The sequence below is a fragment of the Hypericibacter terrae genome, assembly GCF_008728855.1.
Taxonomy (GTDB): domain Bacteria; phylum Pseudomonadota; class Alphaproteobacteria; order Dongiales; family Dongiaceae; genus Hypericibacter; species Hypericibacter terrae.
This window is the reverse complement of record NZ_CP042906.1, coordinates 3,058,154-3,080,764: the sequence shown is the minus strand read 5'-3', so window position 1 is coordinate 3,080,764 and position 22,611 is coordinate 3,058,154. Positions and strand designations below refer to the sequence as shown.

Genomic DNA, 22,611 nt, shown 5'->3' with positions numbered 1-22,611 from the left:
GCAACAGCTTGCGGGCGGTACATCGGCAACAAGTTCGAGAACTTTTTAAGAAGCTTTACGATTTCCTAACTTAGGTTAATGCGGCGGACTCCCCCGGAGCGCAGCATGCCGGAACTAGAAATAGCTGCATCCACAACCGGAAACGGGGAGCCAACATGAAGAAAGTACTCTTAGCGGGGGTGGCAGGCTGCGCGCTCTTCATCGTCAATTCGGCATCGGCTGACGTCAACGTCTTGGCCAATATCAACAAGACGAAGGACATCACGGTGACGGAGACGGTGACGATCACAAAGACCGTCGATCTGATTGCGGTCGTTGGATCGGTGCCGGGCAAGGCGGCCGAGTCAACCGGGATCATCAACCAGGCGAATTACGGCAATCTCGACTGCGGGAACTGCGCCGAGAAAAATGACACGATCAGCAATTCGATCGGTGGCGGGACCGGTGGTGCGAACAACGGCATCGTCAACGTCAACCAGGCGTCCGGCAACATGAACAACCAAGGCAACGCGGTTTCGGTTGCCTGGGATTTCGACACGTCCCCTGGTCCGACGCCGCTTCCGCCGGCAGTGCCGCCGCCGTCACCACAGGCAGTGGGTGACAGCAGCTTCGCGAACTCGCAGGCGCATGTCGATCAGAAGAACGGCGCCTACAACGTTCCTATCGAATCCGGCGAGACCATTATTGGCATCGGACTTGATCCCAACACCGTGGACGCCGTCAATCTGTTGTTCCGCGATGCGGTGATCACGAATTCGATCAATGGCAACACGGGCCTCGTCAACGTGAACCAGGCCGTCGGCAACAATGGCAACCAGGCGAACAACGTATCGCTGGCTGTCAGCCTGCTGACCAGTGGAACACAGGGCGGCGGTGTCGCACTGTCTGAGGCAGATCTCGGACAGCTCAATACCGGCAACCATAACTGGGAATCGGACGCGAATGGCGTGGCCGATAGCGGTGAGGTCATCGGCATCCACAAGTCAGCCACGATCGACGGATCGGTGAACGACAATGTCGGCATCGTCGGCGTCAATCAGAGCGCGGGGAATATGTCTAACCAGGCCAACAACGTCTCCGCGGCCTTTGTTGTCGTCGGCGCCAGCAGCTTCTGAGAGGAGAACCAGCCATGAAAAACGCACTTTTAGCGACCGCCGGTTCGGCGCTGGCTTTGGCTCTGCTCTGCTCGAGCATTCCGGCCAAGGCTGACGTCACCGTCCTCGCCAACATCACCAAGACGAAGGACACGACGATCACCGAGACCATCACGATCACGAAGGTGGTGGATCTCAAGGTGGGCGTCCCGGTCATCAATCCTCAGACCGGCGCCCTCGAAGGCGTCGATCCGGTGACCTTAGTCTATAGGTCGGCGGCGGAGGCGGATGCCATCGTCAACCAGACCAGCTCGAACAACGACGTCGATTCAGCGCATAACCTGCTGAATGGCGACATCGCTGACGTCAACACCATGGGCATCCATCTCGATGCGACGATGAACAATTCCACCAACAGGAATACGGGCATCGTCGGCGTGAACCAGGATGTCGGCAACATGTCAAACCAGGGCAACCAAGTCGCTCTGGCCGTTGCCACACCCGCGACGGCTCTACCTCCTGTCAACGATGTCGCGGATACGACGAACGGAGTGCTGGTGAATTCGCAGTCCGAGGCGCAGCAGATCAACGAGGGCAACTTCGTCTACCATGGCGAGATCCCTCAGACTCCGGCATCTCCGGATTCGTCGCCGAGCTCCCCGGTGGACTATCGCGGCGGCACACCAAACGAGTCCGCTTCGATCATCGGTTCGATCAACGACAACGTCGGCATCATCAACGTCAACCAGAACGCCGGCAACATGAACAACCAGGCCAATTCCGAGGCACTGGCAGTGGCCGTCAATCTGGCGGGCTTTGCGCTCTCCGAGGCCGCGTTGGGCCAGGTGAACACCAATGCCGGATCATCGGAGAATGGGCACAGCCCGTTCGGCACTGTTTATGAGTACGGCGTCGAGAAGAATGCGTCGATGACCGACTCGCTCAACGGCAATGTCGGCGTCGGCGGCGTGAACCAGGCGGCCGGCAATATGGCGAACCAGGCCAACATCTTCTCCGCCTCCTTCATTGACGGCGGTGGCGGTGTCGGTTTGGGCGGCGCTCATTCGGCGCTTCAGTAAGCGACAGGCAGATAGGAGACATAGTCATGAAGAAAGCTCTCTATGCGACCGCCGGTTCGGCGTTAGCTCTGATCCTGCTCGCTGCTGCGATGCCGGCGAAGGCTGACGTGAACGTGGTTGCTAACATCACCAAGAACAAAGACATCACGGTTACCGAGAACATCACGATCCACAAGACGATCGATATCGTCGTGAGTGCGGTCATCACGCCAGAAGCCGCGGCCGAAGCGCAGGCGCTGATGAACGTGACCAATGACGGTGCGGTGGTCGGCGGGCCCGTCGATCAGAACAACGGCCAGCAGAACACACCGGCGAATTTGGACAATCGCATCCCGCACGTGACCGATTTCAACATCCATCTGTCGGCGGTAATGGACGGCTCCGGCAACGGCAATACCGGTGTCTGGGGCTTTAACCAGGATGTCGGCAACATGACGAATCAGGGCAACGTGGTTTCGGTCGCCGGAATCACCGATCTGCCTTCGTTCGCCGACGCGCAGGCCGAGGGAGACCAGTCCAATACCAACAACTCGGTCACCGACTTCGAAATTGCCCGCGTCAATGGCGCTGAGTTGGGTGATGGCACGAATGGCACCGTCAACGTCAACTCCGTCACCGCGGATCAGTTAGACGCCAATAAAACGTCAACGATCCAGGATTCGATCAACGGCAATGCCGGCGTGATGAACGTCAACCAGAATGCCGGCAACATGAACAACCAGACCAACGGCGTTGCGGCCGCGGTCGGGTTGGAGGCGCAGGTGGCCATGTCCGAAGGGGCACTGGGTCAGACCAACAGCGGCAACACGGTCTTCGAGGTGGAGACGGTGAAGCGGGGCCTGATCGACAATTCGGTCAACGGCAACACGGGCATCATCAACGTCAATCAGTCGAACGGCAATATGAACAACCAGGGCAACGTCGTCAGCCTCGCTGCGACGGTCTCTGGCGCCATCTTGGGTAACGCGTCGGCGGGTGGAGTCCCGTAACCAGTCTTCTTTCGACATGGGGAGGGAGAATCCCGCGATGCGCTTCTCTCTCCCCATTTTCTTTCGCTCATTCTCGCCTCGTCTTTATTCACGCCAAGCGCGAAGGCCTCCGATGAGGCCTTTGTCACGGGAACATAGGGTGTGATATGAGAGCCGCGATTCTGCCATTCGCCTCGTTCGTTTTTATGGCTGCCGGCTGGACCGGAGCGGCGCTTGCCGCGGATCCGCCCAATACGCTGGTTATGAGCCCCGATGCGGGGTTGCTCCTCACGATGTCGGGCGTGGACGGGGTGTCGGCCATTGCCAACACGCCGATCGGCGATGCCGAGGTCAATGTCGACGCCGTGCAGAGCCTGGTCGGCGCCGTGGTCACGCAGCAAGGCGGCGACCTGTCCATCGACTTCACCGACAGCGGCAACTTCCTGCGGGGGGTGCTGAGCATCAACCAGGAAGCCGGCAATATGAATCAGCAGGCCAACATCCGGGCTATTGCGGCGGCCGATGCCGTCGGCGGTGTGGGCCTCGTCACCATCGACATCAATACGGTTCAGGAACTGCGCGGCAACACGCTGACGCTCATCGACCCGGGTGCGAGCGAAGTGTCGATCCAGAACAGCTTCAACAACGGCACCGGCATCGTCGGTATCAACCAGACTGCGGGAAATATGAACCAGCAACTCACCGTCGTGGCCATCGGTATCGGATTGAATGTCGGACCCGACGCGATCCAGATGGGCGATGCGCAGCTGGGGCAGATTGGCACGAGCCAGGACAACAGCAAGACGCTGCAAGGGCCGGAAGCCACGGGGAACAACACGCTTGCCGATTCCTTCAACGACTTTACCGGCATCGCCCAGATCAGCCAGGTCACCGGCGACCTGAACCGCGTCACGCAGGTGATCGGCGTGTCAGTCACGACGATGGGTGCGCCATGAGGCGCCTCGGTTTCCTTGCCGCGGGCTGCCTGGCGTTATTGCTGCAAGCGGCGCCCGCGGGCGCCGAGCAACAACCGGTGAGGTTGCCGGGCGGCCAGATGATCAACGCTCCGGTCACCAGTTATTTCGCGCTTCGGTTCAAGCAGGTCGTCAAGCAGGGCTACGACATCAGCTGCGGTGCCGCCGCTTTGGCGACGCTGATGAAATATTACTGGGGCGTGGATACCGACGAGAAAAAGATCATCGAGGGGATCCTTGCGAGGAGCTCGGAAGACGAAAAGAAGCAGATCAACGGCATGGGTTTCTCGATGCTCGAGCTCAAGCATTTGGGGGAATCGCTCGGATTCAGCGCCGGCGGATTCCGCCTCGACAGCGTGGAGAAGCTCGCGAAACTGAAGGTCCCGGCCCTGACGCTCATCACCGTGCGCGGCTACAAGCACTTCGTCGTGTTCAAGGGCGTGTCGCAAGGGCAGGTCTATATCGCCGACCCCGCTTTCGGCAACCGCTCGCGGTCGCTGGAGCGGTTCACCGAGGAATGGGACGGCGTGATTCTGGTGTTTGTCAGCGACAAATACACGGGACTTAGCGGGTTCTCCGCCGACGGCTCGTTGAGCGGCCGACCCCGCGAAGTCGTACCTCTCATCCAACGCTATACGGGCCAGATCGACCATCTCTCTGGAGAATTTTGAACCCTATGGAGAAACCCATGAATCGAACGGGGGTAGCCATGTTGCGGACATCGACCTTGGCGCTTGGCGCGGCCCTTTTGATGGCCGGCGCCTTGCCAGCAGCCGCGGGCGAGCTCGAGCCGAAACCTTTGGATGCGCTGGCCCAGATGGTCGCCTGGGCGACGCCCTTGAGCGACAACCAGATGGGTGAGTTGCGGGGCGGCTACGCTGGCTTCGGTTTCAATGTGATCATGTCGGGGACGCTGGAGAATCTCTCCAATACGGGCAGTGCTGGCTCCGGGGTCACGACGGGAGCACCCGATCCGACGGTCACCGTGGGCGATGGCACCGTGAATATCCAGACCGCGATCGGCAGCTTCAACGGGGCCACGGGCGTATTCCAGATCGCCAATCTCGATCACAGCAGCTTCAACGTCGTCAACCAGAACCTGTTCGTCCAGGTTGCGATCATCGACGTCGCCAATTCAGCGGACGTACCGGCAGTCCAGAGCATGCTGACGAGCGCATTCACGCACTGAAGGTTGTGGGATTTCGGTCTCGCCTTACGGCGGGAGTAGTGATATTGTTGTAGGTCAAGGCCCTCTCGATTGACCTTCAGAATTGGGGAGAGAGCTTGACCGGCATACCAAGTGCACAGGGGGAGTTTGCGCGGACCTGGAGCCGTAACAATGGTTCCAATATGGGTCCGTATCCTCAGGGCTTAGTGAAGCGCAGGGCGCGGTCGCGTCTATCCAGCGGGACCGAAGACTCTGATGCGCACTCGATTTGTGTTTGGCCGGGCCTGAGCAAGCAGCAGAATCGTCCAAGCTTGGCGACGGGTTCCAAGCTCGTCGGTCGAAGCCGCGATGGGACATTCCGATTTCTAGCACCGGGGCGAGGGTGGGCCGCGCTCGCATTGGCGGCCAGCGTCGCTACCTGGGTGGGATTTGCGGCGTCCGCGCAAGCTCAGGACACGACTTCGGGTTCTCTCCCGAACAATCAGGATATGGTCACCATTCTGCAGCGCCAGCAGCAGATGCTGGATGAGCAGGCGCGCAAGCTCGAGGAGCAGGCGAAGATTCTGGCGGAGCAGGAAAAGACCCTTCGTCAGCAGCAGCAGCAACTGCAGCAACTTCAGCGCCAGGCAAACGCCGCGCCGACGGTCTTGCCGGCATCGATGGGCATGCCCAACCTTGGTAACCAGGGCACACCCTATTATGCCATTCAGGATGTGATACCGGTGCCGCCCACTGAAGATCAGCAGCAGCAGCAGCAGACGGAGCCCGCGCCTTCCGGAGGGGCGGCTCCGGCACCCGCAGGTTCGGCCGAAGGGGATCGCCCGCAGTCCGAGAAGGCGCCCGAGCAGCTCTTATTGGAGCGCGGCGGCGTTCTGCTGCCCGCAGGTCAGCTGCAGATAGAGCCCAGCATCGAGTATGATTACTATTCGAACAATCAGATCGCGATCAGCGGTTTTTCCATCTTCGATGCCATCATCATTGGCACGCTCGACGTCAACGACATCAAGCGCAATATCGTCACCGCAAGGGCCACCGCTCGATATGGCCTGACCGACCGGATCCAGCTCGATACGATCGTCCCGGGCCTCTATCGCCAGGACTCCGAGATCTTCGGGGCGGGAACGGCCAATCAGCAGAAGGTCGTCACGGACAATTGGGGACTGGGCGACATTCAGAGCGACATTTCCTATCAGCCGATCATCGGCGATGGCGGCTCCATTCCCGATGTCATTCTTAAGGTTGGGGCACGCTTCCCCACGGGCGAAAGCCCGTTCGACATCAATACCAAGAGCATCGGGACCGGACGTGTCGTGCTCGATGAACCCCCCACAGGGAGCGGGTTCTATGGCGTAACCTCCGGCTTTACGATGGTCTGGCGCGTCGATCCCGTCGTTTTCTTCGGGGGGTTCAACTTCACATACAATATCGAGCAAGATCAGGGTTCGCAGTTTGGGAACATCGATCCAGGCGACGTGTACGAATTTTTCGGTGGAATCAACATTGCGCTGAGCGAGTTGGTTTCCATGAACTTGTCATTCGACGACCAGATCGTCAGCTCCACGACACAGAACGGCGACAAGATCGATGGAAGCGATTTCAACGACGCCCGCCTGATTCTCGGCACCTCTGTCGGAATCGGCCCCAGAACGAGTCTGACGTTCAATGCCTCGGCGGGCCTGACCAACCAGTCCCCCGACTTCGCCTTCACCATCAGCATCCCGATGACCTTCACCTTGTTCTAGAGACGGTTTCGTTCGGCCGGAATCTCGGGCGCTGGTCGTTTCTGCCCGGTTCAAGTCCGGAGCAAGTTCCAGCAGGAATCCGTGCGAAGGGACATACCGCTTCCCTGGCCAACCGCTTTAAGCGTTTGGGCCGCATCGCTCCATGCCAAACCCTCAAATATCTTCCGGCCCAAGCATCAACGCCGGGGCGTCGCCAAGACGTTCACGTGGTCCGAGCCCTGCCAGCGAAGCGGCGCGCCAATAGGGTAATGGCTATTGAAGGGTTTTCACGGCCGCATCGACAAAATGATTGTCGACATAGTCGTCGATCTTTGGCGCCAATTTCAGGATTTTGGCGGCGTTGAGCGCCCAGCCGTTGTAGTCCGCATCGGCGATTGCCGCCTTGGACCAGCTATACTGGTCGTACCTGGTCATCGTGACCCAGGATTCCGCCATCGGCTTCGTGACGACGACGCCTTGCCGGTGAAAGAAGATCTGCAGCATTCGCGCCGCGTCGACGGGGTTCTGCTGGATATATTTGAGGGACTTGACCCAGGCATTGACGAACTTTTGCGTCGAGGCGGCCTCCTTGGTGATCGTATCGTTGCCCGCGACCAGCGGAATTCCCTCGATAACGCCAACAGACTTGGTCACGGCCGCGGGATCCATGACGACCACACCCTCCTTTTTCTCGACGATCGGGTCGGTGAAATGGCGGGTTTCGAAGACGGCGTCGGCCTTTTTGTCGGCAAGCGCCTTGAGGAGTGTGTTGGCGTTCATGCCGACGATCTTGAGGTCGGTCGGCTTGAGCTTCGCCTGGTTGAGGATACGAACAAGAACGGGAAGAGCCTCGGATCCCTGCACGAGGGCCACGGTCTTGCCCTTCAAGTCGGCTGGGGTCTTGATGTTCGCTTCCGGCCGCGCAACCAGGGCCATCTCGGTGCCCCAGCCGCCCATGGCAATCACCTTGACCGGCGCCTTGGCTCCCGCCATCACCAGCATCACGCGCTGCGGCACGAGGGCCATATCCGTGGTCCCGACCGCCAGGGATTGGATGACGGCTTCGGGGGAGGTGGCTGCCATACCGCTGACGACGATGTCCTGTTCGGCAAAAAAGCCGCGCTCGATACCGATGATCGCGGGGAGGGCGTCCCAGCCGCTGCTATAGGATAGACGCACCAGAGCCATATCTGCGGCCTGCGCTGGGCCGATCATTGCTGCGGCGGCCAAGAACGCAAAAATCAGCTTCTGTAAGAACTGCATAGACTTGCCCACCCTGTCTTCTTGCGGTTTGTTGAAATTACCCGGCGCCGCACACCGAAAAACAGTATGGAGGACGGGATGCGAAACGTCGACCGCTAAGCTTCTCTGGCTTCTTACTGGGGTCCAACACAAGAGAAGGTAGCAAATGAATTTCGCACCATCATTAAATGGACATCGCGAAATGTTGAATATAGCACACTTGCTAGGACAAAACTCCTGAGGCATTATTTAGAGAAAGCGTCACAGGTGATAGATTGTCGGCATAAAAACTAGACAGCGCTGCTGACGCTTTATGGGGAGGGGAATCGAGTCTAAATTCTTCTCCAGGTAGCGGGATTGGCGCGCGCTGGCACCGGGTTTGGCCCTTGGGTCGCCAGCGAGTGCAACCAGTTCATTGGCCATGCGGGCGCTGCGTTGCGGGGGCAGCATTTGCCGTGGTTTCGGGTCCATGGGGGGCCGAAAGACCATGTGGAAGAGTCACAACGAACCGCCTTTAGTTCCTAAGGATTGCCGGAATTGCTCGATCCGCGAAGCTACGCTCTGTGGCGCTTTGCGCAGTGACCAATTGCAGATCCTTCAGGAATTCAAGACTTGCGACCGTATCCTTCCTGCGCATTCCCATCTCTACCGGGCGGGAGAGCGACTCAATGATATCTACAATCTGCTGAGCGGCTGGGTCGCGCTTTACCGAATCTTGGAGTCCGGCCGGCGCCAGATCTTGCAGGTCGAGCTTTCGGGAGCGTTCCTGGGCTATCAGCCGAAGCTCGTGGATCCGATGCTTCACAGCGCCGAATGCATCACGGACGTCGCCGTCTGTGTTTTTCCGCGCAAGGCGTTTCCGGATCTGTTGGAGCGCCATCCGGTTCTGGGTCTGAAGATGATTGGGATGATGTCTCAGGACGTGGTGCGTACGCACGATCATTTGACCAATGTCGGCGGACGGTCGGGCATGGAACGGGTCGCCCATTTTCTGCTCAATATTTATCTGCGCCTTCGGCACGACCAGAAGGCGCAGGGCTGCGATACGCTCGCCATGCCGCTGACGCAGGAGATGATCGGCGACGCCGTGGGCCTGACGCCGGTTCACATCAATCGGATTCTGCGACAATTGCGGGAGCGCCGCCTGGTCATTCTGCAGAACCGGACATTGCAAATCTTGGACCTCGAGGGGCTTCGCCGCTTGGCCGAAATTTCTCAACTCTACGTCGCTTGACCTCGAACGCTGCACGCGATCACTAGCACCGTCGTCATTCGACGGGTTTCTTGGATGTGGCTGAAACCTGCGACCACCATGCCTCAGGGAACCTTTGAACCGGCCTCAGCCAACCTAAGTATGAACCGTCCACCCTCCAGGTTCTTACAACCGCGACGCTGCCAGAGCTTCCGGCAGAAGTTGATTGCCGCCGTCTTATCCTCAAAGGCAAAGAACTGTGCGTTTGCTGCCTCCAACGTATGAACCCGCACCTCGACACGTCTCCCATCCAGAGAAAGAATCTCAAGTTTTTCGATTCTGTCAGCATCGATGTGGATTTCGGTTTGGGGGAGGATCGTCAACACGATTGCTCGCTCGTCTTCAACGTGTGCCTGAAAAATCTCCTTCGCCGCAACCCGATGCTGACAGCTGCCGGGGGGCCCGATACTTCAATGGAGCACTGAATTTCTTCTAATCGTCATCGAACGGCCATTGAGATGACAGATTGGATTTAACACTTAGCAAAGTTAATGAAGGATTCGCAATCGCGGTCGACTGAAGCCGCCTGTGATTTATGGGGATGTTTTCTCATTGGCGCCGGGTGAGTCGTCGCACCGAACAGTTGGCCAGAGGGCCAATGAGTGCACACGGCAAAAAAAGACCGAGCTGATGATTCCCCAAGAAAGCAGCAACGTGGAGGGTGAACCCCGTCAGACGCAGGGACCACATAATTTGTTAAATTCTCGAGGGTATTTGAGCGTCAAAACTCGCTGCGGGCTTTCCGAAACGAACATGCCAGCGCGGAGCCATCTCCTCGGCGGTTGACGGGAACCAGATTTCTCCGCTGAACAGTTTTGCTATCCGTCGCTACGCCGCGGCGCCCCCGCGGGTCATGGTCAGTGCTTGCCAGCCGTTTGCCGGAGCCGCCGGGCGCCGGCGCAGACCGGTGGTGCTCGGTCGTTTGCTTCCGCCTCTCCGCCCCTTTATTACCAATCTGTCATGATCGATCGGGAGAGTCGTCCCGCTTACAGCGAGCGCGCCAGATGAGAGGAATGGGAAAATGTGAGGCTGTCGCTTGCCAGTGCGTCCTTGCCGGATCGCCCAATGGCTAGTGCACCACCCAGGTTTGATCGCTTGTGGCAAATAGAAGGTAAATATCACCCTGATGTATAGCTTTCGATTAAGAATTCGTTGAGAAGCCATCTAAGGGGTGGATAGCTTGTCAGATGGGGATCTGCAAGTTGTCTCAGCTTTTCGCGGCTGATCGAAGGCGTGGGCTCCCGATCGAAGGGACTCGCCGATGAGGGGCGATCCACGGAACAATCAACGATTGTCTGACGTCGCTGTGCAGCGGCGTGAGCGCCGATCTTTCGCGAACTCGGCAGCTCACGGGTTCCTGAACAAGGACTCAACCAACAGTGAGAAGCCTCGATCACTTGTGGAGACAGTGCGTCTGTCGGGCCTCGGTTCCGAGAGCGAGACATAGACCATGTCCAGGACCTACGACGATCTGCCCATCCTACCGAGGACCTGCGCGGATTGTGCGATCCGGGAGACCACGGTCTGCGGCGCGATTCACACCGATCGATTGGATGTCTTGGAAAAATTCAAGATCTGCGACCGCATCATTCCGGCCCACACAAATCTCTATTGTGAGGGGGACCAGCTCGATGAGATTTACAATCTGCTGAGCGGCTGGGTGGCGCTCTTCAGGCTTTTAGAATCCGGCAAGCGCCAAGTGTTGCAGATCGAGTTGCCGGGCGCATTTTTAGGCTACCAAGCCGACCTCCAAGACCCCCTGCTCCATACCGCCGAGTGCATTACCGACGTGGCCGTCTGCGTTTTTCCGAGACGCAGCTTTCCCGAACTCTTGGAGCGCCACCCAGGACTCGGCAAGAGGCTCGTCCGAATAATGGCGCAGAATGTGACTCGCACCCACGATCAGCTAACAAACATCGGCGGGCGTTCGGGCATGGAGCGAGTCGCTTATTTCCTCCTGCAATTCGTTCCGCCGATGCAGCACAGTCAACATGCAGCGGACCGTGACACCGTTGCCCTACCGCTCACGCAAGAGATGATCGGCGACGCGCTGGGCCTGACTTCGATCCACGTCAACCGCATTCTACGAGAATTGCGAGAACGCCATCTGGTCGTCTTGCACAATAAGACGCTCCAGGTCCTCGATCTGGGGGGGCTACGCCGAATGGCAGAGATGTCGCAGCTCGATCAGGCTGAACCCTAGCGCCAACCAGGACTGCTAAGCCAGTTCGGTACCCTCGTTCAACAAGAAGCTCTCGATTTCGCGGTCTCCGAGGCGCTCGCCGCTGCGCAGCTGCCAAACCGCGCGATAGAAGTCGACCGCAGCGGCCTTGTCGGGAAACTCAAAAAAATGATGGGGAGAGTTGTCACGGAGGAAGATACGGATCTCGACGCGCGCCGTGTCGGCACAACAGATGTCGATTTTCGTGATCTGATCCGGATCGAGGCGAACATTTGTGCCGGGCAAAGTCGTCAGGGCCATCTCCGGCTAATCTCCTAGGTGCCAGAAAATTCACCTCTGCGCTGCGCCTGCCGAGCGAATGGCAGTCGCCTCGGCCAATTCCGAATTCAATGGGCACCCCCTCTTGTAATGAAGATGCCATCACATCGATGCGCGAAGTGACACATGTTTAGCAAACACGGTGCCGCGCTTGCAATGGCGTTCGTCTGTGAGTCACGAAAAAACGGTGGTAAATCTCGCTGCCTATAAAATTCCACTATGAAAAGCGAAGAAGCCTGATCAATCAATCAATCTCGATTGTAAACAGATGTTACCGCTGCACTTCGATGAGCAAGGATACCTAAAGATATACGGCAAATATTCCTGCGAGCGACACAGCCGAGTGATAAGTTCGCCGTTCGAGCGCCCGCTCTCGATGCCGGATTTTCGGAAACGAAAAAGCTTCGTTGGCGCTGCGACAAGCCACTTCGGGACGATTGGATCGCTAGCGGTGAGTCGGCGAATCCGGATTCGGGTTGCCGCCCGCGAGAGGAAAGCGCGCGGCCAGCATGAACGGTTCGGCCGGGGCGGGCTCGACGAACAGCGCGATGTCGGTGATTGGGTTCGGCGCGGCGGCGGCGGGCGCGAATAAGATTGCGAGAGCCGATTGCAGACGGACCAGCGCGGCTTGATCGAGTGGACCGCTCAAGGTCACGTGGAAGCGGAATCGATCCAGCACATAAGGATATCCCCACCGGCGCAGATGCGCGTCCTCGATCTCGTCGAGGCCCGCGGCGCGCCGTCGGGACAATTCGGTGGCCGTGGCAGGACGACGATAGGAATCGAATCCAGTCACGCAGGCCGCGGCAAGAGCATCGAGAGGCGGACAGGACGCCGACGGAATCAGTGCGAGGAACCGGCGGCCGACGGGCGCGAGCCGGAGGCGCGGCATGGTGAAGGTTGGCTGACGGGCGGCGAAGCGTGCGAGATCCTCGCGCAACTCGTCGACATGGCGGCCTTGGCTCAAGGCGAAGGGCGGCTTCAGGGTGGCGTGAAGCGCATAGCGGCGCGGTTCCGCCGTCAGGGCCTGCAACTGGTCGGCGGTATATCCCGCGATCGCGGGCCGCGGCGGGAGCTCGTCGGCGGCGGCCTCGGGATCGGCACAGCGTCCCAGCCAGGCGCTGCCGAGCTGCGCCAGGACGGAGTCCTTCGGCGGCGCCCAATAGATCGCGTAGCGCGGGGCAGGGGCGGAGTCGGCGGAAATGCGAGGTCTGTGGGTTGTCATCGAAGCTTCATCGAACTGCGAAACGGGAGTCTCGGCTGCCCTCTAATGTCTAGACGACTCCGAGGGGGCGCGCATCCATGTCTTCAATCAAGATCGACGGACTTAGCAAGACTTTCGGCAGCGGCCGACGCGCCCTGCAGTCCGTCTCGCTGTCGATCCAGCCTGGCGAAATGGTGGGGCTGATCGGCGCATCGGGCTCGGGGAAGTCGACGCTGTTGCGCCATATCGCCGGTCTGGCCACCGGCGATCGCGACGCCGGCATCATTCATGTCGATGGCCGGGTGGTGCAGCGCGACGGCCGGATCGCCCGGGATATTCGGCGGCAGCGGGCCTCGATCGGCTTCGTCTTTCAGCAGTTCAACCTCGTCGAACGCCTGCCGGTCCTGACCAATGTCTGTGTCGGCGGTCTGGCGCGAACGCCGCTTTGGCGCAGTCTGGCGAGCTGGTTCACCCGGGAGGAGCGCGAGGCGGCCCTCCATGCGCTGGCCCGGGTCGGCATCCAGGAGCAGGCCTATCAGCGCGCCTCCACCCTGTCCGGCGGCCAGCAACAGCGGGCTGCGATCGCCCGGGTCCTGATCCAGGGCGCCAAGACCCTGCTGGCGGACGAGCCGATCGCCTCGCTCGATCCGGAATCGGCCCGACGGGTGATGGAGCTCCTGCGCGAGGTCAATGAAAGCGACGGCATGACCGTCGTCGTCTCGCTCCACCAGGTGGAGATGGCCACCCGCTACTGCCCGCGCATCGTCGCGCTCAAGGAAGGCTGCGTCCTGTTCGACGGCCCCAGCGAGGCCGTCACCGCTTCGTTGCTGGCCGATGTCTATGGCAGCGAACTCGAACTGGCGCCGGCGGCGGCCCGTCCGCGCCGCACGCCGCTGCGCCTCGCCACGGCCGCGGCCGTCGTCGGCTCCTAAGTCCGGCCTCCGCGGTTCCGATCCGTCTATCTCGACGTCCACCCGTCCACTGAAGGAGAGGTTTTCGATGCTACGCCGTGTATTCCTCGCAGGTATGGCCGCTCTGGCGCTTGGCGCCACCGCGGCCCAGGCCGAAATGCCGAAGGAGATCAATTTCGGCATCATTTCGACCGAATCGACCCAGAACCTCAAGACGCAATGGGAGCCGTTCCTCGCCGACATGGAGAAGTCGACGGGCATGAAGGTGAACGCCTTCTATGCGACGGATTACGCGGGCGTGATCGAAGCGATGCGTTTCAACAAAGTCCAGGTCGCCTGGTATGGCAACGCCTCGGCCATTCAGGCGGTCGATCGCGCCAACGGCGAAGTGTTTGCGCAGAAAATCTATGCCGACGGCTCGCGCGGCTACTACTCGATCCTGATCGCCAATACCGCCAGCACTATCAAGTCCCTCCAGGACGTCATCAATCAGCCGGGCAAGCTGACCCTCGGCAATGGCGATCCGAACTCGACCTCGGGCTACCTGATGCCGGGCTACTATGCTTTTGCCAAGAACAACATCGACGTGCGCACCTTCTTCGTGAGCTCGGTCAGCGCCAACCATGGAACCAACCTGATGGCGGTCGCGAACCGGCAGGTCGACATCGCCACCAACAACACGGAAGACCTTGCCAAATTCCAGACCGCGAATCCGGATAAGGCGAAGCTCATTCGTGAAATCTGGCGCTCGCCGCTGATTCCCTCCGATCCGCTGGTCTGGCGGACGGATCTCGATCCGCAGGCCAAGGAGAAGCTCAAGGCGTTCCTGTTCGCTTATGGCCAGCCAGGCCCCGATCAGGTACATCAGAAGCAGGTGCTCGACGCGCTGGGCGAGTGGGGTGGCTTCGTGGCCTCCAGCAACGACCAGCTTCTGCCGGTCCGCCAGGTCTCGCTGTTCAAGGACCGTATCAAGATCGACCAGGATGCCAATCTCTCGGAGTCCGACAAGAAGCAGCAGCTGGCGGCGATCGACGCCCAGCTCGACGAGCTCTCCAAGAAGATGGCCGAGGTGAAGACGCAGTAGTTCCATCGGCGAAAACTCGCTGAGCAAGTGCGATCTTGACCGTCTCTCTTCAACCGGTGCCGCCATCCGGGCCTCAAGCCCGGATGGCGGCGCTCGCTGCCGCGAAGCCGCCGCGGCGATCCTATATGCGCCTCATCGCCTATGGCGTGATCCTGGCCGCTCTCGCCGGCTCCTGGCAGGGGGCCGATATGCGCCCGCTCGATCTCATCCATGATCGGGCGAACATGGCGACCTTCCTCGCCGACTTCTTCCCGCCGGATTTTCGCGATTGGCGCTACTACACCGAAGAAATGATCATCACCGTCCAGATCGCGCTCTGGGGAACGGTGATGGCGATCTTCTGCGCCATCCCCTTCGGCCTGGCCTGTGCCGGCAATATCGCGCCCTGGTGGATCCACCAGCCCGCGCGCCGCCTGATGGACATCTTCCGTTCCATCAACGAAATGGTCTTCGCCATGCTGTTCGTGACGTCGGTGGGTCTCGGACCCTTTGCCGGTGTGTTGGCGCTCTGGGTCCATACCACCGGCATTCTGGCGAAGCTGTTCGCCGAGGCCGTGGAGGCGATCGACCCGCGGCCCGTCGAGGGCATCCGTTCGACCGGGGCGCATAAGCTCGAGGAGATCGTCTTCGGCGTGATCCCACAGGTCATGCCGCTCTGGGTCTCCTATTCGCTCTACCGCTTCGAATCGAATGTCCGCTCGGCCTCCGTGGTGGGGCTGGTCGGTGCGGGCGGGATCGGGCAGGTGATCTGGGAGATCATCCGCGGATTCCAGTTCGGGCAGACCTGTGCGGTGATGATCATCATCGTCATCGCGGTGATGTCGATCGACCTGCTGTCGCAATGGCTGCGCAAGGCCTTCATCTGACGCGGGCGCGCGTCGCGGGCTCAGACGCCGGCGAGCAGATCTTCGGGCCGAACGATCATCTGGACGCGATCGCCGGCAAAGACCGCGAGGCTGTGATGGGTGGGTTTGCCCTTGGCGTCGACATTGACGGCTTCGGCCTGAAGGATCGGGCGGCTGACCGTCTGCTCCAGAAACCCGGCCTCGCGCGCACTCGGCAGCCGCGCCAGGATCCGCGTTACCTTGCGGGTGTAGTCGCCCACACCGAGCTCTTCGAGCGCCGCGGTGAGCGACCCCAGCCGCCGATAGGCCTCGTCGATGCCAGCGAAGCGGGGCAGGGGGAACTCATGCACGCCATAGCCCATGGGGGCGCCGTCGGCGATGCTCAGCGTCTCGATCCGCATCACGGCGGCGCCGTCGCGCAGCTTGAGGTCGGCCGCGATGCTGCCGGAGACCGTCGCCTTTTCGGCGGAGATCAGCCGATGGCCCGGCTCGCGGCCCTGGGCCAGGAGATTGCTGCTGAAGCGGGTGCGCCGGCCCAGCACGTAATCGATCGTTTTGTCGTTCACGAAGGTGCCGCGACCCTGCTCGATGCGCAGGATGCCCTGCTCGGCCAAGGTCGCGACCGCGCGACGAACCGTGTGGCGATTGACCCGGAAACGGTCGGCCAGCTCGAGCTCGGTGGGCAGCCGATCCCCCGCCTTGAGGCGGCCCGCCTTCAGGTCCGCACTCAAGGTTTCCGCGATCTGTCGCCAAACCGTGACACCTCGGCCGCGCGCGATCGCTTCCTTCATCGCCACTTCCGACTCCATGCGAATGGCCCTCGCCGACACACAGCCCGATTCGGCGACGGGCCGCAAGATTGGTTGACAAGTATAGATGTCTAGATGAATATGGCGGCCATGGCAACGTCCGATTCCGCCGTCACCGACCGCTCCCGCTGGATGGCCCTGCTGAGCCAGGCCGACCCTGCGGACTTGGAAGAGGCATGGCGCGATGTGGCGCCGCCGCCGTCCTATCGTTGGCTGCGTCCGGTCGAAACCGGGTTGGTCATGCTGCGGGGCCGGGCCGGCGGCACGGGCCAGCCTTTCAATCTGGGCGAAATGACCGTCACGCGCGCCGCCGTGATGCTCGAGGCGCCGCGCGCCGGGGTCGGTTTCGGCTATGTCGCCGGCCGCGCGCCGCGTCACGCCGAGCTGGCGGCCCTGTTCGACGCTCTGCTGCAGGACGACACGATCCGCACCGGACCGCTGGCCCGACTGCTGGCGACCATCGAGCAGGCTGGGAGCCAAAGGCGAGGGCACCGGGCGGCCGATGTCGCGGCGACCCGGGTGGATTTCACGACCATGGTGCGCGGCGATGACTGATCTGCGATCGGCGACCGTTTCGGGAATGGCGTCCCGCAAGGGCGCGCTGGCGCCGGGATTGCCCGATCCCATCCACGATTCGCAGCGCATTTTCCGCTGTGCCCTGACCGCACTCAGCGAGCCGGGACGCGTGCTGGAGGTTCCGGTTTCGCTCGAGGCGACCTGTCGTCAGCTGGGCGCCGGCGTCGGGCCGGCAGCACTCGGGCTCATTCTGGCGCTGGCCGATGGCGACACGCCGATCTGGCTCGATCGGACGGCCGCGTCGGTCGCGACCTTCCTTGGGTTTCATACCGGCGCGCCGCTCGCCGATACCCACGGCGCCGCGCGTTTCGCACTCCTTGCCGATCCGGCGGCCGGCCCGGGATTGCCGTCGTTCGACCCCGGCAGCCTCGACTATCCCGACCGCTCCGCGACCCTGATCATCGAGGCCAGCAGGCTCGCCTCGGGCGGCCAGATCGGGTTTTCAGGTCCCGGCATTCCGACCCGGCGCTATCTGACCATCGAGGGGCTGCCCAAGGGCTTTGTCGCCGAGTGGGCCGTCAATCATGCGCAGTTCCCCTGCGGCGTCGATGTCCTGATCGCCTGCGGCAACCGGATCGTCGGCCTGCCGCGCAGCACCGCCTTGGAGATTTTATGTATGTAGCCGTCAAGGGCGGCGAAGCCGCCATCGAGGCCGCGCACCGCCTCCTGGAACAGGATCGGCGGGGCGACCCGGCAATTCCGGCGCTGACCATCGACCAGATCGAGGGGCAACTGCGCCTGGCGGTCGATCGCGTCATGGCCGAAGGCGCGCTCTACGACCGGCGGCTGGCGGCTCTCGCCATCAAGCAGGCTGCGGGCGACATGGTCGAGGCGATCTTTCTGTTGCGGGCTTACCGCACGACTTTGCCGCGCTTCGCCGTCGGCGAGCCGATCGACACCGCGCAGATGGCCACCGATCGCCGCATCTCGGCGATCTTCAAGGACGTGCCGGGCGGTCAGTTCCTCGGGCCCACCTTCGACTACACCCACCGGCTGCTTGATTTCGAGTTGGACGGCAATGGCGCCTCCGCCGGCGCCGAATCCGACGCCGCGGTCTCGCCGCCGATTGCGCCGGCGGCGGTACCGCCGGTGATGGGCTGGCTCGAACAGGAAGGCTTGCTCGAGCCGGAGCGTCCGAGGCCCGATCTTCCAGTCGGAGACATCACCCGCGATCCGCCGCAATATCCGGCGACGCGCGACGTGCGGCTGCAGGCGCTGGCGCGCGGCGACGAAGGTTTCCTCCTGAGCCTTGCCTATTCGACCCAGCGCGGCTACGGCCGGAACCATCCTTTCGCCGGCGAGATCCGCAGCGGTCGCGTGACGGTCGAGATCGTGCCGGAGGAGCTGGGCTTCGCGGTCGCGATCGGCGAGATCGAGGTGACCGAGTGCCAACTGGTGAATCAGTTCAAGGGCTCGGCCACGCAGCCCCCGCAATTCACCCGCGGCTATGGCCTGGTGTTCGGGCGGTGCGAGCGCAAGGCGATGGCCATGGCGCTGGTCGACCGCAGCCTGCGGGCGGCCGAGTTCGAGGAGGCGGTGACGGCGCCGGCCCAGGACGAGGAGTTCGTGCTGAGCCATGCCGACAATGTCGAAGCTTCCGGCTTCGTGCAGCATCTGAAGCTGCCGCATTATGTCGATTTCCAGGCCGAGCTCGACATCGTGCGCCGGATGCGCGCCGAGGACGCGCGCCAGGAGGCGGCGGAATGAGCGCGGCCGAATACAATTTCGCCTATCTGGACGAGCAGACCAAGCGGATGATCCGGCGCGCCCTGCTCAAGGCCGTCGCGATCCCGGGATATCAGGTGCCGTTCGCGGGCCGCGAGATGCCCTTGCCCTATGGCTGGGGCACCGGCGGCATCCAGGTGACGGCCTCCATCGTCGGCCGCCAGGACCGGCTCAAGGTGATCGACCAGGGTGCCGACGACACGACCAACGCCGTCAGCATCCGCAAGTTCTTCGCCCGCACCGCGGGCGTCGCCACCACGACGCGCACGGCCGAGGCCAGCATCATCCAGACCCGGCATCGCATTCCGGAGACGCCGCTGCAGCATGGCCAGATCATGGTGTTCCAGGTGCCGATCCCGGAGCCCCTGCGCTGGCTGGAGCCGCGCGAGACCCAGACGCGGCGCATGCATGCGCTGGCCGACTACGGCGCCATGCATCTCAAGCTCTATGAAGATATTGCGCGTTTCGGCCGGGTGACCACGGCCTATGACTATCCGGTCCAGGTCAATGGCCGCTATCTGATGTCGCCGTCGCCGATCCCGCGGCTCGACAATCCCAAGCTCGACCGTTCGCCGGCCCTGCAGCTCTTCGGCGCGGGCCGCGAGAAGCGCATCTATGCCGTGCCGCCCTTCACCCCGGTCAAGAGCCTCGACTTCGCCGATCATCCCTTCGCCGTGGAGCGCTGGTCCTGCCGCTGCGCGCGTTGCGGCGCCGATGACAGCTATCTCGACGAGATCGTGGTCGACGACCGCGGCGGCCGGCGCTTCATCTGTTCCGACACCGACTATTGCAACAGCCGGCTTGAGCCGCAGGCGGCCGAATGATGACGTCGATCACGGACGAGCCGTTGCTGACGGTCGAAGGCCTGAGTAAGCGCTTCGGCACGCGCGTGGCCTGCCGCGATATCGGCTTCTCGCTCTGGCCGGGCGAAGTGTTGGGCGTGGTCGGCGAATCCGGTTCCGGCAAGACCACCTTGCTGGGCTGCATCGCCGGGCATGTGACGCCCAGCGAAGGCCGCGTCTGGTTCGAGACGCGCGACGGCACCAAGGTCGACCTCGCGGCGATCTCCGAGGCCGAGCGGCGCCGGCGCCTCGGCAACGATATGGGCTTTGTGCATCAGAACCCGCGCGACGGGCTTCGGCTCGACATCAGCGCCGGCGGTAATATCGGCGAGCCGCTGATGCGTGCCGGCATGCGCCATTACGGAACGATCCGGTCGATGGCCGCGGAGTGGCTCGGGCGGGTCGAAATCGATCCCTCGCGGATCGACGAGAATCCTCGCCGCTTTTCCGGCGGGATGCAGCAGCGCCTGCAGATCGCCCGCAACCTGGTGACCAAGCCGCGGCTGGTGCTGATGGACGAGCCGACCGGCGGCCTCGACGTCTCGGTCCAAGCCCGGCTGCTCGATCTGATCCGTCAGCTTGTCGCCGATCTCGGTTTGGCCGTGATCCTGGTGACCCACGATCTGGGTGTGGCCCGGCTGCTGGCCCATCGCCTCATGGTGATGCAGGATGGGCGCATCGTCGAAACCGGCCTGACCGACCAGGTGCTGGACGACCCGCACGAGCCCTACACGCAATTGCTGGTTTCCTCGGTGTTGCCGATATGACCCAGGACAATCGCGAAGCCATGATCGAGACCCGCGACCTGGCCAAGAGCTTCACGCTTCATGTCCAGGGCGAAGTCAGGCTGATCGTCCTCTCGGACATCAATCTGTCGGTCGGTGCGGGGGAGTGCGTCGTTCTCGACGGCCCTTCCGGCGCCGGCAAGAGCACGCTGATGCGGACGCTCTATGGCAATTACCGCGCCGACGAAGGCGCCATCCTGGTTCGCCATGAAGGCGACCGGGTCGATCTGGCGACGGCGAGCCCACGGCTGGCGCTCGAACTGCGCCGGCGGACATTGGGCTATATCAGCCAGTTCCTGCGCGTGATTCCACGGGTGCCGACCCTGGACGTGGTGGCCGAGCCGCTGCGGGCGCGGGGCATCGACGGCCAGGAGGCCCGCGAGCGCGCGGCTGAGCTGCTGGACCGTCTGGCCCTGCCGCGGCGGCTCTGGTCCCTGTCGCCCGTGACCTTCTCCGGCGGCGAACAGCAGCGCGTCAATATCGCGCGCGGCCTGCTGGCGGCTCACCCGATCCTGCTGGTCGACGAGCCGACGGCCTCGCTCGATGCCGCGAACCGCGGCATTGTTGTCACATTACTGCACGAAGCTCGCGCTGCTGGCACCGCCATCGTCGCCATCTGCCACGATCCCGATGCGCGCGCGGCCCTGGCGACCCGATATTACAGCCTTCCGCCCAGACAGTTGGCCGCATGAACACCGAAACCATCCTGACGAACGCCTGCTTGGTTCTTCCCGACGAGATCCTCGACGGGACCCTGGTCATCCGCGACGGCAGGATCGTCGAGATCGAGGAAGGCGTCAGCCGGCTGGAAAGCGCCATCGACTGCGAGGGCGATTATGTCATTCCGGGCATGGTCGAGCTTCACACCGACAATCTCGACAAGCATATCGCGCCGCGGCCGCGGGTCCATTGGCCGGCGCGTTCGGCTGTGGTGGCGCACGACGCTCAGATCGCGACCGCCGGCATCACCACGGTCTTCGATTCGGTGGCGATCGGCGATATCCATCGCGAAAGCGACCGGATCGAGACCCTGACGGCGATGGCCGCGGGGCTGGAGGAATGCCAGCGCGAGAACATGCTGCGGGTCGCGCATTTCCTGCATCTGCGCTGCGAGATCTCGCATGGCGAGTTGCCCGCCCACCTGGAGCGGCTGGCGCAGCATCCCTGCCTGAAGCTGGTGTCGTTGATGGACCACACGCCGGGACAGCGCCAGTTCGCGACCTTGGCGCAGTACGAGTCCTACTATAAGGGCAAGTATCAGATGAGCGATGCGGATCTCGCGAGCTTCGTCCAGCGCTGCCTGAACGACCGCGCCTTTCACGGCGACAACAATCGGGCGGCGGTGATCGAACTGGTGCGAGAGCGCGGCCTGAAGCTGGCGAGCCACGACGATGCGACCGTGCAGCATGCGGAAGAGGCCGCAGCCGCGGGCGCCGTCGTCGCTGAATTTCCCACGACCCAGGTGGCAGCCCTGGCGTTGCGGGAGCATGGCATCGGCATCCTCAGCGGCGCCCCCAACGTCGTGCGCGGCGGTTCACATTCGGGCAACATCTCGGCGATCGACCTGGCACGCGATGGGCTGGTCGATATCCTTTCTTCGGACTACGTGCCGACAAGCCTGCTGCCGGCCGCATTCCGGTTGGTCGAGGAGCTCGGATACTCCCTGCCGGCGGCCATCCGGATGGTGGCGACACGGCCCGCCGACGCGATGGGGCTGAGCGATCGCGGCCGGATCGCGCCGGGCTTGCGCGCCGATCTGGTTCGCGTGGCCGAGCGTGGCGGGTTGCCCCTGGTCCGTGCCGTGTGGCGCCAGGGCGAACGCGTGGCCTGAG

Annotated in this window: 24 protein-coding genes; 19 read left to right on the top strand and 5 right to left on the bottom strand. The window is 62.2% G+C overall.

All coding sequences use genetic code 11. The annotated features are described in order from the left end of the window. Positions 1-155: 155 nt before the first annotated feature. The 7 genes from FRZ44_RS14060 (at position 156) to FRZ44_RS14030 (ending at position 7,025) form a co-directional block, all read left to right on the top strand. Positions 156-1,115 carry a hypothetical protein gene (locus FRZ44_RS14060; RefSeq protein WP_151177789.1) on the top strand — a complete coding sequence of 320 codons (960 nt, stop codon included), beginning with the start codon at positions 156-158 and terminating at the stop codon, positions 1,113-1,115. Between the two features lie 14 nt (positions 1,116-1,129). Beyond that, positions 1,130-2,173 carry a hypothetical protein gene (locus FRZ44_RS14055; protein ID WP_151177788.1) on the top strand — a complete coding sequence of 348 codons (1,044 nt, stop codon included), beginning with the start codon at positions 1,130-1,132 and terminating at the stop codon, positions 2,171-2,173. Positions 2,174-2,199: 26 nt separating this feature from the next. Further along, the gene (locus FRZ44_RS14050) at positions 2,200-3,162 is read left to right on the top strand and encodes a hypothetical protein (protein ID WP_151177787.1); all 963 of its coding nucleotides are present in this window, start codon (positions 2,200-2,202) and stop codon (positions 3,160-3,162) included. 146 nt (positions 3,163-3,308) lie between these two features. After that, positions 3,309-4,097, top strand: coding sequence for a hypothetical protein (locus tag FRZ44_RS14045; RefSeq protein ID WP_151177786.1), 789 nt, complete (start codon positions 3,309-3,311; stop codon positions 4,095-4,097). Beyond that, a complete protein-coding gene (locus FRZ44_RS14040) occupies positions 4,094-4,786 on the top strand; it encodes a C39 family peptidase (protein ID WP_151177785.1) in 693 nt (230 codons plus the stop codon). Before FRZ44_RS14045 ends, FRZ44_RS14040 begins: the two co-directional genes overlap by 4 nt. A 17-nt stretch (positions 4,787-4,803) precedes the next feature. Then, the gene (locus FRZ44_RS14035; RefSeq protein ID WP_151177784.1) at positions 4,804-5,304 is read left to right on the top strand and encodes a hypothetical protein; all 501 of its coding nucleotides are present in this window, start codon (positions 4,804-4,806) and stop codon (positions 5,302-5,304) included. Between the two features lie 467 nt (positions 5,305-5,771). Further along, positions 5,772-7,025, top strand: a complete 1,254-nt coding sequence (locus FRZ44_RS14030; protein ID WP_151177783.1) for a hypothetical protein — start codon at positions 5,772-5,774, stop codon at positions 7,023-7,025. Between the two features lie 252 nt (positions 7,026-7,277). Here FRZ44_RS14030 and FRZ44_RS14025 read toward each other — a convergent pair whose 3' ends face one another. Further along, positions 7,278-8,267, bottom strand: a complete 990-nt coding sequence (locus tag FRZ44_RS14025) for an ABC transporter substrate-binding protein (RefSeq protein ID WP_407657977.1) — start codon at positions 8,265-8,267, stop codon at positions 7,278-7,280. 565 nt (positions 8,268-8,832) lie between these two features. Between FRZ44_RS14025 and FRZ44_RS14020 the strand changes: the two genes are divergently transcribed. Next, a complete protein-coding gene (locus FRZ44_RS14020) occupies positions 8,833-9,480 on the top strand; it encodes a Crp/Fnr family transcriptional regulator (RefSeq protein ID WP_191908097.1) in 648 nt (215 codons plus the stop codon). Between the two features lie 83 nt (positions 9,481-9,563). Here FRZ44_RS14020 and FRZ44_RS14015 read toward each other — a convergent pair whose 3' ends face one another. Further along, the gene (locus FRZ44_RS14015) at positions 9,564-9,824 is read right to left on the bottom strand and encodes a hypothetical protein (protein WP_151177780.1); all 261 of its coding nucleotides are present in this window, start codon (positions 9,822-9,824) and stop codon (positions 9,564-9,566) included. Positions 9,825-10,948: 1,124 nt separating this feature from the next. On the opposite strand from FRZ44_RS14015, the gene FRZ44_RS14010 reads away from it, so the two are divergent. Next, a complete protein-coding gene (locus FRZ44_RS14010) occupies positions 10,949-11,701 on the top strand; it encodes a Crp/Fnr family transcriptional regulator (protein ID WP_151177779.1) in 753 nt (250 codons plus the stop codon). 15 nt (positions 11,702-11,716) lie between these two features. Here the strand turns inward: FRZ44_RS14010 and FRZ44_RS14005 are convergent, their stop codons facing one another. Together FRZ44_RS14005 and FRZ44_RS14000 are read right to left on the bottom strand one after the other, a co-directional pair. After that, positions 11,717-11,980, bottom strand: a complete 264-nt coding sequence (locus tag FRZ44_RS14005; protein WP_151177778.1) for a hypothetical protein — start codon at positions 11,978-11,980, stop codon at positions 11,717-11,719. Between the two features lie 463 nt (positions 11,981-12,443). Continuing rightward, on the bottom strand, positions 12,444-13,223 hold the full coding sequence (locus FRZ44_RS14000; RefSeq protein WP_151177777.1) for a DUF1045 domain-containing protein: 780 nt from the start codon (positions 13,221-13,223) through the stop codon (positions 12,444-12,446). A 77-nt stretch (positions 13,224-13,300) separates the two neighbouring features. Here FRZ44_RS14000 and phnC point away from each other — a divergent pair, with 77 nt between their 5' ends. The 3 genes from phnC (at position 13,301) to phnE (ending at position 16,063) form a co-directional block, all read left to right on the top strand. Continuing rightward, positions 13,301-14,134 carry a phosphonate ABC transporter ATP-binding protein gene (gene phnC, locus FRZ44_RS13995; RefSeq protein WP_151177776.1) on the top strand — a complete coding sequence of 278 codons (834 nt, stop codon included), beginning with the start codon at positions 13,301-13,303 and terminating at the stop codon, positions 14,132-14,134. A gap of 67 nt (positions 14,135-14,201) precedes the next feature. Further along, positions 14,202-15,197 carry a phosphonate ABC transporter substrate-binding protein gene (gene phnD, locus FRZ44_RS13990; protein WP_151177775.1) on the top strand — a complete coding sequence of 332 codons (996 nt, stop codon included), beginning with the start codon at positions 14,202-14,204 and terminating at the stop codon, positions 15,195-15,197. 83 nt (positions 15,198-15,280) lie between these two features. Beyond that, on the top strand, positions 15,281-16,063 hold the full coding sequence (phnE, locus tag FRZ44_RS13985) for a phosphonate ABC transporter, permease protein PhnE (RefSeq protein WP_151177774.1): 783 nt from the start codon (positions 15,281-15,283) through the stop codon (positions 16,061-16,063). A 20-nt stretch (positions 16,064-16,083) separates the two neighbouring features. On the opposite strand, the gene phnF is transcribed toward phnE, so the two are convergent. Continuing rightward, positions 16,084-16,851 carry a phosphonate metabolism transcriptional regulator PhnF gene (phnF, locus tag FRZ44_RS13980; RefSeq protein WP_151177773.1) on the bottom strand — a complete coding sequence of 256 codons (768 nt, stop codon included), beginning with the start codon at positions 16,849-16,851 and terminating at the stop codon, positions 16,084-16,086. Between the two features lie 90 nt (positions 16,852-16,941). Here phnF and phnG point away from each other — a divergent pair, with 90 nt between their 5' ends. Genes phnG through FRZ44_RS13945 form a run of 7 tightly spaced genes read left to right on the top strand, consistent with a single transcriptional unit; the run spans position 16,942 to position 22,610 of the window. Continuing rightward, on the top strand, positions 16,942-17,406 hold the full coding sequence (gene phnG / locus FRZ44_RS13975; RefSeq protein WP_225308254.1) for a phosphonate C-P lyase system protein PhnG: 465 nt from the start codon (positions 16,942-16,944) through the stop codon (positions 17,404-17,406). After that, a complete protein-coding gene (phnH, locus tag FRZ44_RS13970; RefSeq protein WP_191908096.1) occupies positions 17,399-18,049 on the top strand; it encodes a phosphonate C-P lyase system protein PhnH in 651 nt (216 codons plus the stop codon). Before phnG ends, phnH begins: the two co-directional genes overlap by 8 nt. After that, positions 18,040-19,134 carry a carbon-phosphorus lyase complex subunit PhnI gene (locus FRZ44_RS13965; protein WP_151177771.1) on the top strand — a complete coding sequence of 365 codons (1,095 nt, stop codon included), beginning with the start codon at positions 18,040-18,042 and terminating at the stop codon, positions 19,132-19,134. Before phnH ends, FRZ44_RS13965 begins: the two co-directional genes overlap by 10 nt. Next, on the top strand, positions 19,131-19,976 hold the full coding sequence (locus FRZ44_RS13960; RefSeq protein ID WP_151177770.1) for an alpha-D-ribose 1-methylphosphonate 5-phosphate C-P-lyase PhnJ: 846 nt from the start codon (positions 19,131-19,133) through the stop codon (positions 19,974-19,976). The genes FRZ44_RS13965 and FRZ44_RS13960 overlap by 4 nt, the downstream gene beginning before the upstream one ends. Continuing rightward, a complete protein-coding gene (phnK, locus tag FRZ44_RS13955; protein WP_191908095.1) occupies positions 19,976-20,761 on the top strand; it encodes a phosphonate C-P lyase system protein PhnK in 786 nt (261 codons plus the stop codon). The genes FRZ44_RS13960 and phnK overlap by 1 nt, the downstream gene beginning before the upstream one ends. Continuing rightward, a complete protein-coding gene (gene phnL / locus FRZ44_RS13950; protein WP_225308253.1) occupies positions 20,758-21,471 on the top strand; it encodes a phosphonate C-P lyase system protein PhnL in 714 nt (237 codons plus the stop codon). Before phnK ends, phnL begins: the two co-directional genes overlap by 4 nt. Continuing rightward, positions 21,468-22,610 (top strand): alpha-D-ribose 1-methylphosphonate 5-triphosphate diphosphatase, encoded by a 1,143-nt coding sequence (locus tag FRZ44_RS13945; RefSeq protein ID WP_151177768.1) that lies wholly within the window; start codon positions 21,468-21,470, stop codon positions 22,608-22,610. Before phnL ends, FRZ44_RS13945 begins: the two co-directional genes overlap by 4 nt. Position 22,611: the final 1 nt, after the last annotated feature.